The organism is Kibdelosporangium persicum, from assembly GCF_013280595.1.
In the GTDB taxonomy this organism is placed as follows: domain Bacteria; phylum Actinomycetota; class Actinomycetes; order Mycobacteriales; family Pseudonocardiaceae; genus Kibdelosporangium; species Kibdelosporangium persicum.
This window is the reverse complement of record NZ_JAAATY010000033.1, coordinates 16995-30903: the sequence shown is the minus strand read 5'-3', so window position 1 is coordinate 30903 and position 13909 is coordinate 16995. Positions and strand designations below refer to the sequence as shown.

13 protein-coding genes are annotated in these 13909 nt (G+C 68.7%); 8 read left to right on the top strand and 5 right to left on the bottom strand.

Annotated elements, in window-relative coordinates:
* Window positions 1-33 precede the first annotated feature (33 nt).
* Window positions 34-546: a DUF3455 domain-containing protein gene (locus GC106_RS38490; RefSeq protein ID WP_173140802.1), complete on the bottom strand. Its 513-nt coding sequence runs from the start codon at window positions 544-546 to the stop codon at window positions 34-36.
* 793 nt (window positions 547-1339) lie between these two features.
* On the opposite strand from GC106_RS38490, the gene GC106_RS38485 reads away from it, so the two are divergent.
* The 6 genes from GC106_RS38485 to GC106_RS38465 are packed head-to-tail and all read left to right on the top strand — an operon-like array spanning window position 1340 to window position 6367.
* Window positions 1340-2587 carry an ATP-binding protein gene (locus GC106_RS38485; RefSeq protein ID WP_173140800.1) on the top strand — a complete coding sequence of 416 codons (1248 nt, stop codon included), beginning with the start codon at window positions 1340-1342 and terminating at the stop codon, window positions 2585-2587.
* On the top strand, window positions 2584-2982 hold the full coding sequence (locus tag GC106_RS38480; RefSeq protein WP_173140798.1) for a roadblock/LC7 domain-containing protein: 399 nt from the start codon (window positions 2584-2586) through the stop codon (window positions 2980-2982). The genes GC106_RS38485 and GC106_RS38480 overlap by 4 nt, the downstream gene beginning before the upstream one ends.
* On the top strand, window positions 2979-3332 hold the full coding sequence (locus tag GC106_RS38475) for a DUF742 domain-containing protein (protein ID WP_173140796.1): 354 nt from the start codon (window positions 2979-2981) through the stop codon (window positions 3330-3332). The genes GC106_RS38480 and GC106_RS38475 overlap by 4 nt, the downstream gene beginning before the upstream one ends.
* A complete protein-coding gene (locus GC106_RS38470) occupies window positions 3310-3906 on the top strand; it encodes a GTP-binding protein (RefSeq protein WP_173140794.1) in 597 nt (198 codons plus the stop codon). Before GC106_RS38475 ends, GC106_RS38470 begins: the two co-directional genes overlap by 23 nt.
* Window positions 3903-5279: a cytochrome P450 gene (locus tag GC106_RS48390; protein ID WP_312873222.1), complete on the top strand. Its 1377-nt coding sequence runs from the start codon at window positions 3903-3905 to the stop codon at window positions 5277-5279. Before GC106_RS38470 ends, GC106_RS48390 begins: the two co-directional genes overlap by 4 nt.
* Window positions 5261-6367: a cytochrome P450 family protein gene (locus GC106_RS38465; protein WP_312873228.1), complete on the top strand. Its 1107-nt coding sequence runs from the start codon at window positions 5261-5263 to the stop codon at window positions 6365-6367. Before GC106_RS48390 ends, GC106_RS38465 begins: the two co-directional genes overlap by 19 nt.
* A gap of 65 nt (window positions 6368-6432) precedes the next feature.
* On the opposite strand, the gene GC106_RS38460 is transcribed toward GC106_RS38465, so the two are convergent.
* A complete protein-coding gene (locus GC106_RS38460; protein ID WP_173140791.1) occupies window positions 6433-6603 on the bottom strand; it encodes a hypothetical protein in 171 nt (56 codons plus the stop codon).
* 295 nt (window positions 6604-6898) lie between these two features.
* Between GC106_RS38460 and GC106_RS38455 the strand changes: the two genes are divergently transcribed.
* Together GC106_RS38455 and GC106_RS38450 are read left to right on the top strand one after the other, a co-directional pair.
* A complete protein-coding gene (locus GC106_RS38455) occupies window positions 6899-7948 on the top strand; it encodes an amidohydrolase family protein (RefSeq protein ID WP_173140789.1) in 1050 nt (349 codons plus the stop codon).
* Between the two features lie 13 nt (window positions 7949-7961).
* Window positions 7962-11228 (top strand): AfsR/SARP family transcriptional regulator, encoded by a 3267-nt coding sequence (locus tag GC106_RS38450; protein ID WP_173140787.1) that lies wholly within the window; start codon window positions 7962-7964, stop codon window positions 11226-11228.
* A 6-nt stretch (window positions 11229-11234) separates the two neighbouring features.
* Here the strand turns inward: GC106_RS38450 and GC106_RS38445 are convergent, their stop codons facing one another.
* The 3 genes from GC106_RS38445 to GC106_RS49040 are packed head-to-tail and all read right to left on the bottom strand — an operon-like array spanning window position 11235 to window position 13842.
* Window positions 11235-12377 carry a YcaO-like family protein gene (locus tag GC106_RS38445; protein ID WP_173140785.1) on the bottom strand — a complete coding sequence of 381 codons (1143 nt, stop codon included), beginning with the start codon at window positions 12375-12377 and terminating at the stop codon, window positions 11235-11237.
* Window positions 12377-13696, bottom strand: coding sequence for a TfuA-like protein (locus tag GC106_RS38440; protein WP_173140783.1), 1320 nt, complete (start codon window positions 13694-13696; stop codon window positions 12377-12379). The genes GC106_RS38445 and GC106_RS38440 overlap by 1 nt, the downstream gene beginning before the upstream one ends.
* A gap of 23 nt (window positions 13697-13719) precedes the next feature.
* Window positions 13720-13842: a hypothetical protein gene (locus tag GC106_RS49040; RefSeq protein WP_281368731.1), complete on the bottom strand. Its 123-nt coding sequence runs from the start codon at window positions 13840-13842 to the stop codon at window positions 13720-13722.
* Between the last annotated feature and the right edge of the window lie 67 nt (window positions 13843-13909).

Below are 13909 nucleotides of genomic sequence, written 5' to 3'. Positions count from 1 at the left end.
TGAAAGACCACCCGATCCGGTATCGCCGCCAAGTCAGGCAGGGGCGTAGAAGGCGTAGTCGGCGGTGTAAGGCACCGAGACGGTGACGCCATCACTGCATGCGCCAGTGGGGGCGACGCCGCCCTTGGTCTTCAGGCGCTGGATGAACGTGACTGTGCCGAGCTTGCCGGGGCCACGGTTGCCGGTGGACCGCAGCAGCAACTCCGGAATGGCGTCCGGGACGGGCGAGTCGGCGACGGCGGCGCCGGTCACCGAACTGCCGTCGAGCACCGAGGTCCACACCGGCCCCTTGGAGTGCAGCACCTCGGCACGGCCACGGTTGCCGAGGATCGCATCGGGCTGGACGAACCTCCACGCGTTGTTGGTGCACTGGTAGGTCTGCACGCCCCTGGCGAACACGATCCCGGTCAACTTGTTGCCGTCCGGCACTTTCAGGATTTCAGGCGCTTGAGGGACATGCGTTGCGGCGGCCGGTGCGGCGGCCGAGAGCGCGGCGACGGCGAGACCGACCGACAGAACCACCGAGACTTTCCGAACCCGACTCATGTCTTCGTGCCTTCCGTGTGGTTTCCGGTGCGGCGGACGTCGCCGACCGACAACCACACGAAGCACACCCTGTCGCGGTTCAGCGGGTCACCCGCCTGACCTGATCGTGGCGACTAGGTCGTGTTTCGAATGTCCCGGTCGATGAGAGTCTGCCCCGGCCGGAGGCCGGAATCGGCTCGGTGGGGCGGTTCCTGGCGTCGCCGCGGGATCGCCGCGAATACTGGTTGTCTTTGGGCGGTCCCGCGGTGGCGTCAGGGGCCGCATCCGGCCCGGCTATCGCGATCGGGCATTTGAAACACGGTCTAACTGCCGTTCCCACTCCTGAGTCTCCGGGCAGTGTCCTCATCGGGCAGCACCCCAAAGAAAGTCCTCAATGGACCAGACACCACTGTCCCGGGTGCGCGGTCACCGGCGTCGATCGCCGGACGAAGTCACGGACGGCACGCGCCGATGATCACGCGGTGTGATACCGGTCGATCCGGACGTCGGCGAGAACCGGTCGCCGACGGGGTCTCCCGGCACCGGAAAGGCCTACGCACCCCCTCCTTGACACGGCGGACAGTTCCTACCAACGCGAAGGAATGCGGGCGAAGCCGCTTTTCACGGCTGCCACGCCGGCCAGGCGGACCACCCCTGAACGTCCTTTATAGACATGTGGTATTGCTGTGCGTGAACAGTTGCTCCATTGGAGGGGAACTGCTGCAGCCACTTGGAGTCGCGCCGAGTCACGTGATAGAGATCAGTTCCTCATGACTCACTGGGACCCGGCAACTCGTCCGCACCAGAGGATTTGATGGATCAACAAACACTCGCGGTGGCATTCTGGTTCGCCCTCGCCGCCGTGCTCGTCGCCGTGGTCCTGCTCGTACGCCAGCACCGTTCGGTCCGCGAGCTGCGTTCGCGCTGCACCACGGCGGAAGCCTCGCTGCGCAGGCGGGCCGAGGAGGACAACCACCTGATCACGACGCGGTTACCCGCGTTGGCCGAGGCCGTGAACCACCGGCCGGTGGAAGTACCCGGGCCGAGGCACGCCGAGCTGGCCGAAGCGCACAATCGCGTGCTCCACCTGTTCACCGAGTCGGTGCAGGACGCCACGGCGCGGGGCGTGCAGGCCGCCAGGGCGACGGTCAAGTCGATGATGCGGGCGGTGCAGAGCCTGGCCAACGAGCAGCAGGTGGCGATCTCGTCGATGCAGGAGCGGCACGACGATCCCGACGTGCTCGCCGACCTGATGCGCATCGACCACATGAACTCCCAGCTGGGACGCCGTGCGCAGGCCACAGCCGTGCTGTGTGGGTCATGGCCGGGGCAGCAGCGCTCGGCGTCGGCGCTGACCGACGTCGTGCGGGGCGCCACTTCACGAATCCGGGACTACCTGCGGGTCAGCGTGCCGGCCGAGGCCGACGTCGCGGTGATCAGCCGGGCCGTCGAGCCGGTGGTGCTGGCAGTGGCCGAGCTGCTCGACAACGGCGCCCGGCACTCCCAGCCCAACACCATGGTCGAGGTCAACTTCCAGCAGGCGCACAACGGCATGGTCATCATGATCGACGACGCCGGTGTCGGGATGACCGTCGAAGAACTCCAGCGCGCGGCCCGGCTGCTGAGCGGTGACGGCGGCAGCGACATCAACCGGCTCGGTGACCCGCCGCAGATCGGCTTCGCGGTCATCGGCGTGCTGGCCAAGCGGTACGGCTTCCGCGTCTCGGTGGACACGCGCTCGCCGTACGGCGGCGTACGCGCGGTGGTCTTCCTGCCGACGGAGTTGCTCACCCGCGTCTCCAAGCCCCAGATGCCGAATGTGGCGGTCACGCGGGAAGCAGCGCCATCAGTGGACAGGGACGAGAAAGACCGTACGCCGGGCGGTCTGCCGCGGCGCCAACGCCGGGAACGGGCCACCGCGGAGCCCAGTACACCTCCGCCCGCGACCAAGTCCGTTCAGTCCAATGAGCGGACCGCTCGCGGCCTCGCGGCCTGGCAGCGCGGCACCCGCTCCGGCCGCGACATCTCCCCGCCTGTGGTTGAAGGGAACACCCAGACATGAACAAGTTGGGCTGGATGCTGGACAACGCCATGACGATGCCCGAGACACGGCACGCGATCCTGCTGTCCGCCGACGGGCTGCTGATGGCGCACTCCAAGAGCATCGGCCGGGACGACGCGGAACGGCACGCCGCAGCCATGTCCGGGCTGCAGGCGCTGGCCCGCAACACCGCGGAGTTCTGCGGCGAGACACCCGCGGCATGGCAGCAGACCGTCAACGAGTTCCCCGGCGGTTACGTGTTCCTCGTCGCCGCCGGTCCGGGCGCGTACCTCGCGGTCTCGGCGACCGAGCGGGTCGACATGGAGGCCGTTTCCTTCCGGCTGCAGGAACTCGTGCAGCGGCTGGGCAAGGAACTGACCAGCCCGCCGCGACAGGACGCCGGTAGCCCGGTATGACGGGCCCACGGCGGGAACGTGCACTGGTGCGGCCGCACGTGGTGACCGGCGGCCGTGCCCACCCCAGCCGCAACACGTTCGACGTGGTCACCGTCGTGATGGCGACGCGCGAGAACGTGGCCGGGCTGACGCCGGAGAAGCGCCGGCTGATGGAGCTCTGCCGTGGCGGCGCGCTGTCGGTCGCCGAGGTGGCCGCCCACCTGTCGTTGCCGATCAGCGTCACCAAGGTCCTGCTGTCGGACCTCGTCGACAGCGGTCACATCGTCACGCACGCCGCTGTTCCGTACACCACCCGCCCGGACATCAAGCTGCTGAAGGACGTACTAGATGGGCTCCGCGCTCGCCTCTGACGGCGTGTATTTGCGTGACACGGTGCGGACGGCGGTGAAACTGCTGATCGTCGGGCACTTCGCGGTCGGCAAGACCACCTTCGTGGGCACGCTCTCGGAAATCCGCCCGCTGCGCACCGAGGAGACGATGACGCAGGCGAGCGCCTCCGTCGACGACCTCGCGGGGGTCAACGGCAAGAGCACCACCACGGTCGCGCTCGACTTCGGCCGGCTGACGCTCAACGACGAGCTCGTGCTGTACCTGTTCGGCGCACCCGGCCAGCAGCGGTTCACCCAGATCTGGAAGGACATCGCGTACGGCGCGCTCGGCGCGCTCGTGCTCACCGACACCCGCCGCCTGGAGAACTCCTTCGAGGTGATGGGGCTGCTGGAAGAGCTCGGTGTGCCCTACGCGGTCGCGGTCAACGAATTCGACGGCGCGCCGACGTTTCCCACCGAGGAACTGCGCGACGCCCTGGATCTGCTCGACGAGACGCCGCTGGTGTTCTGCGACGCCCGTGACCCCGGCTCGTCCACCCAGGCGCTCATCGCCCTGGTCGACTATCTGCTCACCCGCACCCAGGAGACTGTGTGACTTCGCAAGCCGCACCGGGACAGGCATGTCCCGTGCAACACGGCCGGATGCCCCTGTACGGCCCGGAATTCGCCGCCGACCCGGCTGCCACCTACCAGGTGCTGCGGCAGTACGGCCCGGTCGCGCCGGTCGAGCTGGCGCCGGGCGTACCGGCCAACCTGGTCGTGGGATACGACGCGGCGCTGGAGGTGCTGCGCAACCCGAACACGTTCCCGCGCAACCCGTTGCGGTGGCAGGAGAAGATGCCGCCGGACTGCCCGGTGCTGCCGATGATGATGTACCGGCCGAACGCCCTGTTCGCCGACGGCGCCGCGCATGCCCGCTACCGGGCCGCGGTCACCGACTCACTGGCCAGAGTGGACCTCAACGCGCTGCGCACGCAGGTCGAGTTCACCGCGGACCTGCTGATCGCGCGGTTCGCACCGCGCGGCGAGGCCAACCTGCTGGCCGAGTACGCGATGCTCGTGCCGCTGATGATGTTCAACCACCTGTACGGCTGCCCGCCGGAACTGGGTGAGCGGCTGGTCTCGGGCATGAGCGGCATCTTCGACATGATCGACCCGGAGAAGGCCAACGCCGAGCTGACCCAGGCCATGCTCGAACTCATCGCGCTCAAGCGGCGCAAGCCGGGGCAGGACGTGCCGTCGTGGATGATGGCCCACCCCGCCCAGCTGGGCGACGAGGAAGTGTTGCACCACCTGATCCTGCTGATGGGGGCGGGCACCGAGCCGGAACAGAACCTGATCGCCAACGGGATCAGGCTGCTGTTGTCGGACGAGCGGTTCGCCGGTGACCTCTCCGGCGGCAGCCTGCCGGTCGAGGAGGCGCTCGACGAGGTGCTGTGGACGGACCCGCCGATCGCCAACTACTCGGCGAGCTATCCCGTCGAGGACACCGACTTCGCCGGTGTCCGGCTGCCCGCGGCGGAACCCCTGGTGATGAGTTTCGCCGCGGCGAACAACGATCCCGTGCTGGCCAACCAGCAGCGCTCCGGCAACCGCGCCCACCTGGCGTGGGGTGCCGGCCCGCATTCCTGCCCGGCGCAACAGCAAGCCCGGCTGATGGCGTCGGTCGCCATCGAGAAACTCCTGGACGGCCTGCCTGACATGCGACTGGCCGTCGCCGTGGAGGAACTGGTCTGGCGGCCAGGTCCGTTCCACCGTGCGCTGACCGCGCTCCCCGTGCGTTTCACCCCGGTAAATGTGCCCGTCCAACCCGACGAGACGCCTGGAGAAACACCATGGACCGCAGCTCCCGCCCCTTCGTACTCGACCCGACCGGTAGAGACATCCATGCCGAAGCAGCCAAGCTCGCCGAGCGCGGCCCGGCGACGCTGGTGGAACTTCCCGGCGAAGTGGTGGCGTGGTCGGTAAACCGCCAGGAGACGCTGCGGCAGCTGCTGAGCGACTCGCGCGTGTCGAAGAACCCGCGGATGCACTGGCCGCGGTACATCAACGGGGAGATCGCCGAGGACTGGCCGCTGCACCTCTGGGTGTCGGTGCAGAACATGTTCACCGCGTACGGCGCCGACCACCGGCGGCTGCGTTCGTTGGTGTCCAAGGCCTTCACCCCCCGCCGGGTGTCCGGGATGCGGCCGTGGATCGAACAGATCACCGCGAGCCTGCTGGACACTTTGGACTCCGCCGAGCAGCCGGTCGACCTGCGGGAGGGCTACGCGTACCCGATCCCGATCGAGGTCATCTGCCAGCTGTTCGGCGTGCACGACTCGGTGCGGGCGGATCTGCGCCGGGTCGTGGACGGAATCTTCGACACCACCGCCACGGCCGAGGACGCGGTGGCCAACGTCCAGAAGATGTACCAGATCATGCACGAACTCGTCGCGGCCAAGAAGCAGACGCCGGGTGACGATCTCACCAGCGAGCTGATCTCGGTCCGCGAGGAGGACGGGTCGCACCTCACGGAGGCCGAGCTCGTCGACACCCTGATCCTGGTGATCTCGGCGGGGCACGAGACCACGGTGAACCTGCTCGACCAGGCGATCACCGCCCTGCTGACCCACCCGGAGCAGCTGGAGCTGGTGCGTTCGGGCACCGGCTCGTGGGCCGACGTGATCGAGGAAACCCTGCGCTGGCAGGCGCCGGTGGCGTATCTGCCCTTACGGTACGCGGTGGAGGACATCCAGCTCGACGACGAGATCACGATCAGGAAAGGCGACGCGATCCTGGCGGCGTACGCGTCAGCGGGCCGGGACCGCTCGATGTACGGCGACACAGCGGACGCGTTCGACATCACCCGGGACGAGAAGACCCACCTGGCCTTCGGCCACGGCGTGCACTACTGCCTGGGCGCACCGCTGGCGCGGCTGGAGGCCGAGGTCGCGTTACCGGCCCTGTTCACCCGATTCCCGGAAATCAAACTGGCCGTGGCACCCGACAAGCTTGAGCACGGCCACTCGTTCATCTCCAACGGTCACGTAGCACTGCCCGTCACACTGCACTGAACGCCCTGGTCTTGCGTGCCTCCGTCAGAAGCGGAGGCACGCAGGGCCGTGGGGCACATGCAGCGTCACTGGGACACGACCATGACAACCGCGGGCCTAGCGCCCATACCGTCGTTGTCATCATTGTCGCCATCGTCATTGTCACTGTCGTTGCACGCGGCGAGCAGAGGCAACGCCGCCAACGACGCGATGACCGCGAACATGCGAAGCGAACGGCGACGGGGATCCAGCGCCATGGGCCCTTCCTTTCCTCGGCCGGATTGTCCGGTTCCACCTCGTGAGTGTTTATCCGTGTTCTAACCCTGATAAACACTCACGAGGGAGGCCCGAACCGAACCCCAGACGATTCGGACCGCGGCCCGCGGCCGACCGGCGCTTCCCCGTCCCCTTGTCTACGTGACCGGGATGTCGTCTCGATGACTGCTCGATGACTCCGCTGCCGGTGGCCGTGGGAACCGGGTGAAATGCCTGCTCGCGGCAGGCGTGTTCGGGTAGTGTTCGAAATGACCGGACCGCCGCCGGGGGAGACGAATGGCCTTCAGGGTACGCGGGACAACGTTGCCGGACCGTGCGGATCAGACGTTTGTCATCGACGGCGACCAGCTGCGGGTCGATCCGGCGTCGGACGCCGAGATGGTCAGCGACGGTGGCTGGATTCTGCCGGGCCTGGTCGATGTGCACACCCATCCGGGCACTGAGCAGCCCACGGACGTCTTCGACGAAGAGCGGATGCGCCGGCACCTGCGGGCACACCGCGACGCAGGCGTGCTCCTCGTGCGGACGCCCGGCTCGCAGGCCAGGATTCCGCAGTGGGTCGACGACGAACCGGACCTGCCCCGCGTCCGCTCGGCGGGCCGTTGGCTGGCCACACCGGGCCGGTTCTTCCCCGGCTACGGCCGGGAGATCAGCGAGAACGAGCTGGTGACGGCCGCGGTCGAGGAGACGCAGGCGTCCTCGGGGTGGTGCAAGGTCATCGGTGACTGGGAGTTCGGCGACCCGCCCGTCCCGCTGGATCTGCTTCGTGAAGTCGTCACCGCCGTGCACGACGTGGGCGGGCGGGTCGCGGTGCACTGCCAGACCGCCGAGGGCAGCCGCAACGCGGTCCTCGCCGGTGCCGATAGCCTCGAACACGGCATGCACCTCGATCTGGCCCTGCTCGACCAGATGGCCGCGCAGGGCACGGCGCTCGTCCCGACGCTCACGACCTTCTCCGAGATACTCGACGCGGTCCGGGCCAGGGAGCCGGGCCCGAGGCGCGACTGGCTGCTCGACGGCTGGGAACACCACCTCGGGTCGTCCATCCGTGCCGCGCACGAGGCCAGCGTGACGGTCCTCGCCGGCACCGACACCGCCACCTTCGGCAAGGTCAGCACGGAAGTCGACCTGCTGGTCAGGGCGGGTCTGCCTGCCGAGGCCGCGGTCGGCGCCGCCTCCTGGACCGCACGGACGTGGCTGGGGCTGCCCGGCGTCACCGACGGCGCGCCTGCCGACCTGGTCGTCTTCGACGAAGATCCCACCGCCGACCACACCGTGCTCGCCCACCCGAAGCGGATCATCCTGCGAGGCCGCGTCGTCCAGTGAAATTGGAGGAGGTTTGACACCCGACCAAGGCGTGACCGCCGACTTCGGCATTCTCGGACCACTGACGGCAACGGTCGCCGGGACGCCGGTGTCCCTTCCTTCAGCCAAGACCCGGATCGTGCTGGTCAGCCTGTTGCTCCGGCCGAACCGTGTGGTCTCGGTCGAGGAACTCGTCGACCGTCTGTGGCACGAGAATCCGCCGAAAGGAGCGCGCAACACCGCCCAGTCGTACGTGATGCGGCTGCGCAACGCCCTGGGTGACGCGGGTGCGCTCATCAGCACGCATCCCGCCGGGTACGTCATCGCCGTCTCACCCGAGATGATCGACCTCGGTCGTTTCCGGGCCAGGGTCGCCGCCGCGGACGAGGCCCGCACAGCCTCCGACACCGCCAGGGAAGCCCGGGAACTGCGTGCCGCCATGGCGATGTGGCGGGGTGCCCCGCTCTCGGACGTGCCGTCGGAGTTCCTGCGGGTCCACGAGGCCACCCGGCTCGACGAAGAACGTCTGCAGGTCCTCGAACGCCTGATGGACCTCGAGCTGGCGCTGGGCAGGCACGCCGAGCTGATCGGCGAGCTCTACGCCATCACGGCGGGAAACGAGCTGCGGGAGCGCTTCTGGGGCCAGCTGATGCTCGCGCTGCACCGCTCGGGCCGACAGGCCGAGGCGCTGGGCGTGTACCGGAAGGTCTCACAGCTGCTGCGTGACGAGCTCGGCATCGATCCGGGCGACGCGCTGCGGGAGGTGCACCAGAGCATCCTGGCCAGCGACCGGCCCGCGCCCGCGCCCGCGACGCGGACCGGCTTCTGGCGGCCACCGTTCCAGTTGCCCGCGGACATTCCCGATTTTGTCGGCCGGGACGACCTGCTGGCCAAGATCCGTGAGCTGACCGTCGGCCCGGATCGCAACAAACTGGCTGTCCCACTCGTGGTCCTGTCCGGCCCGCCCGGGGCAGGCAAGACAGCGCTCGCGGTGCACGCCGCTCACGTGCTCAGACCCGAATTCCCCGACGGTCAGCTGTACGTCAACCTGCGTGGCTACTCCACGAGCCCGCCACTGGCCGCGACGGACGCGCTGGCCCGGTTCCTGCGCGCACTGGGTGTCGAGCCGGAGCGGATTCCGCACGAGGCGGACGAGCAGAGCGCGTTGCTGCGTTCGCTGCTGGGCGGCCGCCGGGTGCTGATGATCCTGGACAACGCGGCGAGCCCGGAGCACGTCCGGCCGCTGCTGCCGTCCGACGGTTCCTGCGCGGTCCTGGTGACCAGCCGCAACAACCTCAACGGCCTCACGGCGCTCAACGGGGCCAAGCGGTTCCCCATCGGAGTAGTCACGGCGGGCGAGGCGGCCGCGATGGTGACCAACATCGTCGGCGCCGACCGCGTCGGCGCGGAGCCCGAAGCCACGGGCTCGCTCGCCGCACTCTGCGGGTACCTCCCGCTGGGCCTGCGGATCGCGTCGACCAACCTCGCCGGTTCGGAAGGCAGCAGCATCGCGGAGTACGTCCGGATGCTCCGCTCCGGCAGCAGGCTCGACGCGATGCAGATCGAGGGGGACGACGAGGCCGCGGTACGCCCCGCCTTCGACCTGTCCTACAGCACCCTCAAACCGGCACTGTCCCGGTTCCTGCGCATGGTGAGCCTGATTCCCGGACCCGATTTCGACCGGCTGGCCGCCGCGGCCGTCGCGGGACCGGACGAGGCCGAGGCGCAGCGCATGCTCGACCGGCTGACCTCGATGAACCTGATCGGTGTCGGCGCGACCGGCCGGGCCGGCTTCCATGACCTGATCAAGGAGTTCGTCCTCGAACGGGTGCGGGACCAGGAAAGCGAGGACGAACGCGGGCAGGCGCTGGCCGAGTTGTTCGCCTTCTATCTACAGTGGACGTACTCGGCGTGCCGCATGCTCTACACCGACGCGCATCTCACGCCGCCGACGCTACAGGCCAAGCTGACTCCACTATGGACTGATCCGTCCGACGCGCTGAAGTGGCTCGACATCGAGGCCGAGAACCTCCTCGCGATGATCAACACCGGTTCGGCGCACAGCCTGCCGGTCTGGGCGCTCGCCGAGGCTCTGCTGCCGTACCTGCAGCGGCGGCGCCACCAGTCCAGTTGGCGGTCCACGTTCGCCGCGGCGCTCACCGCCGCGGAACGCACCGGTGAGTCGCGGCCGCAAGCCGTCGTCCACGCGGGTATCGCGCGGCTGCATTTCCAGAACACGCAGTTCGCCGAAGGTCGGGCGCACATGGCCGACGCGGCACGGCTCTTCCGCGCCGCGGGCGACGTCATCGGCGAGGCCCGGTCGCACAGCACCCTGGGTGCGTTCGCCAGGGACATGGACGAGTACGACAATTCGATCGAGCACTTCGAGAAGTCGTTACGGCTCTTCGGTGACGGGCTGGACCCCGCGGGCCGGTGCGTGACCGTGTTCAACCTGAGCATGCTCTACATCCACTTGGGTCGCACCGATCGCGCGTCCGAGAACCTGGTACTGGCCAACGAACTCGCGCACGACCTCGACCTGTCCCTTGTGGACGCCCGGTGCGAGGGAGCGTGGGGGTTCGCGGACATGTGGGCGGGCAGGCTCGGCTCCGCGCTGGCCCGGTTCGACCGGGCGCTGACGAAGTTCTCCCGGCTCGAGTTCGTGCCGGGGATCGTCGAGATGGTCCGGCACACCGCCGAGGTCAGCCGCTTGGCGCGGCGGCCCGCGCTGGCGGCGGATCTGGGCCGGTGGGCGCTGGCCAAGGCGCAGGAGATCGAAGCGGACTGGCAGACGATCGGGTGCCTTGACGTGCTTGGCAAGACCGCACTGGACATGGGCGACTCCGGCACGGCGACGCGGCATTTCGACGCTGCCTTGACCATGGCACGTGGCGGGGTCCGTTATTGGACATCGACGGTCAGGCTCGGGCTGGCCGCGTGTCACCGGCAGGAAGGCCGGCTGGCCGAAGCGGCGGCGTTGGCGGGCAAGGGAACAACGGAGCAACTTCCGCGCGAACGTGGCCGGGCGCATACCGAACTGGCCGCTGTGCTCGTGGCTCAGGGAGATCACCCGAGCGCGATCACCAACGCGCGTGAGGCTCAGCGGATCGCGGCGGCGCACGGATACATCCTCGACCACGCGAACGCTCTGTCAGTGTCGGCCGCGGCCCATACGGCGATGGGCGACACCGCCGCGGCGCGGGATGACCAGCGCCACGCCGCGACACTGTTCGAAACCGGACAGGCCGACATCGAGCCTGCCTTGAGCACCCTGGCGGCCCGGATCATCACTCAGCGGTGACAGCCGTCACCGCATCGGGGCGTGCACGCGATCAATGTCGATCAGCGTCCCCGGTGCCAGAACCCGCACCACAGCGAACTCTTCGACCGTGCTGAGGTCCGCCACGAGCGGCTCGACCGAAGTGATCTCCCGTACCCGGCGGGAAATCCAGTCGAGTTCGTCGCCGATGTCGTCGAACGGACCCGCGGCCGTCCGGGCGAGCTCGTCCCACGGCATCGGCGTGCCCTGACGCCGGACGAACTCCTCAACACTGAGCCGCACCAGCTGATAGATCGGCGGGAGATCGTCGCGGCTGCCCACGATGGCGGTCAGCCTGCTTTGCACCGCCTCGGTGATCGCCCTGGACACGGCCACATGAGCATCCAGATGCGCGCCTGTCCCCCCTGTGGCGATGGGGAAGTCGGGACTGAAGACCTCGGCGCGGTAGCAGGGCACGCCGAACCGGCTCGGCAGTCGCTCGATGGTCAGGGTCGCGCCGATCGAGCCGATCGAGGCGATGAGCGCTGCACAGTGGCTGTCGGTGATCGACGCGGGGTCGACGTACTGCCCTGGCGTGTCATCGGACTGTGCGCTGATCGCGTCCCGCTCGATGATCTCGTAGAGCGCATGCAGGCTTGCTTCGGCGTGACTGTTGCCGGATGCCAGGCCGTTGCTGCTCCACTGGAAGCCCGGCAGTGACCATGGCCGGTCGCCGTCCGGCAGTGACACCACCACCGAAGGCACCGGCACGACGTCTCCGGTGACCATCCCGGTGGCGTCGACCCAGTCCACCGGCGTCCGGTCGGTCACCAGCGCGGCGGGCCCGGACAGCAGCCCGCTGACCGGATAGGGCAGGTCCAGGTCCCTGGCGGGCGTCGCGGGGATGGTGACCGGCGGGTGCACGTTCTCCACGTGCCACAACTCGATCGCTTCCATCGCCGCGGACACCTTGGCGAGCACCGCCGTCTGTCCTTTGCCCTGGGAGACGGCCAGCAGGCGAGCCAGCGGACGCACACCCATCGCGACCGGGACGCCGAGGCTGTCCAGCCCGGTGACATCCGCGACGCGGGTGACGCCGAACCTGGGCAGCAGCGGCTCGATGATCTCCCACGTCCGTTCGGGCGTGCGGGTTCGGTGCGTGCCCGTGAAGAACACCTTGGCTTCGGGCATCAACCCGCCTTTGTGCCGGTCAGCAGCACCGTGCGCAGGAAGAACGGACGGACCGCCGCGACCGCCGCGTCCACCGAGTCGAATCCGCGATCACGTGCCGCCGCGGTCAGCGCGGCGCCGTCCTCGGCCTGCCAGGTCTCGGCCAGGTGCGCGTGCAGCACCTCGCTTTTCAGATGCGCCACGCTCTGGCCGTTCTTCCACGACGCGACCCTGGCGTTCGTCACCTGCGCCTCGGCGACCGCTCGCCGCGCCGCCGGATCGGCGACGACCTCGGGGTCGAACGCGACGATCTGATGAGCCGGAGCGGGCGCCACATGGGAACGGACCAGCATCCGGATCACCGCGTCCACACCGGACAGCGCGGTCCGCTCCGCCGGTGTCAGCCAGTAGCCGGCCTGTGCCGGTGTGATCGACTCCGGCGTCAGTCCCTGCCGTGCCGCGGCGGCCAGCGCCCGGGGCACGAGCCCGGCACCCGGGCCGGCCACTGTGGACAGAACAAGCCTTTCCCACCGGGCGGGGAAATCCTTGAGGTAGATCTGCTGGTACCGGGCCACCGCGCCCGCGCCGACCTCGATGCCGTCCACTGTGGTGACTGAGAACTCGGTCCGCCACTCGGCCAGGAACCTGGTGCGCCAGTGCCGGGAGGTCGCCCACTCGCCCGGTTCGCCGTCTCCCGGCAGTTCGTGGCGCGCGATCTTCGTCAAGGTGTCGAGCGTGTCAAGGGCTTTGACGTCCGGTTGCCCGGCCATCGACGAACGCAGCCGGGCGACCTGGTCATGCCGTCCAGCCTGGCGGGCGGCCGTTTCGACGGCCTGCCAGGTACGGTCGGTGTAGTGCAGACTCCGGACGATGCCGACGATGTCACGATGGTCGGATTCGCTGAGCCAACCGGCCAGGGTGGCCGATGCGGCCGCGTGCCGAACAGCCACCGACGGAACGGTGAGTTTGCGGTACTCCGGGCCTTCGGCGTGCATCACCGCGACCTCGTCGTCACCGTCGATCACGCCATCGCGGTACATCTCGAACACGGTGCCGTTGCCCACCATGCCGTACGGATGCAGTTCGGCCGCACGAAGCGCACCCATGCTCGCGCATCCGACGACATGCACGCCGTCGCTCACCAGCGCGAGGATCTCCTTGTGCCGCACGGAAGCACTGTGGTGGTAGTACCCGTCCACCAGCACCACGACATCGCCTGCCTCGCAGCCAAGCCGCAGCATGTCGCCGTGCGCGGCGGGCGGGTGCAGCACTGCCCCGGGCAGGACGCGCGCAGCGTCCCGCCCGGGCAAGGTCGGCCCAAGGAAAACGTGAACGCGCACGTCATCCCCTGCGTTACCCGAGATCAGTTGATGGCTGAGGGCCCGATCATGCTCGCCGTGATGAGGCCGTCCACCCACGGGTCGAAGAAGTCGTTCAAGGCGACCTGCGTGCCGGCCACGTCAATGCGCTCGATCAATTCGTCCATTTTCTACCCCTGCCGTGTGCGCCCCTACTACCACCAGGGGCTTCCCGCTGGAAGTGTAGCCACGGCC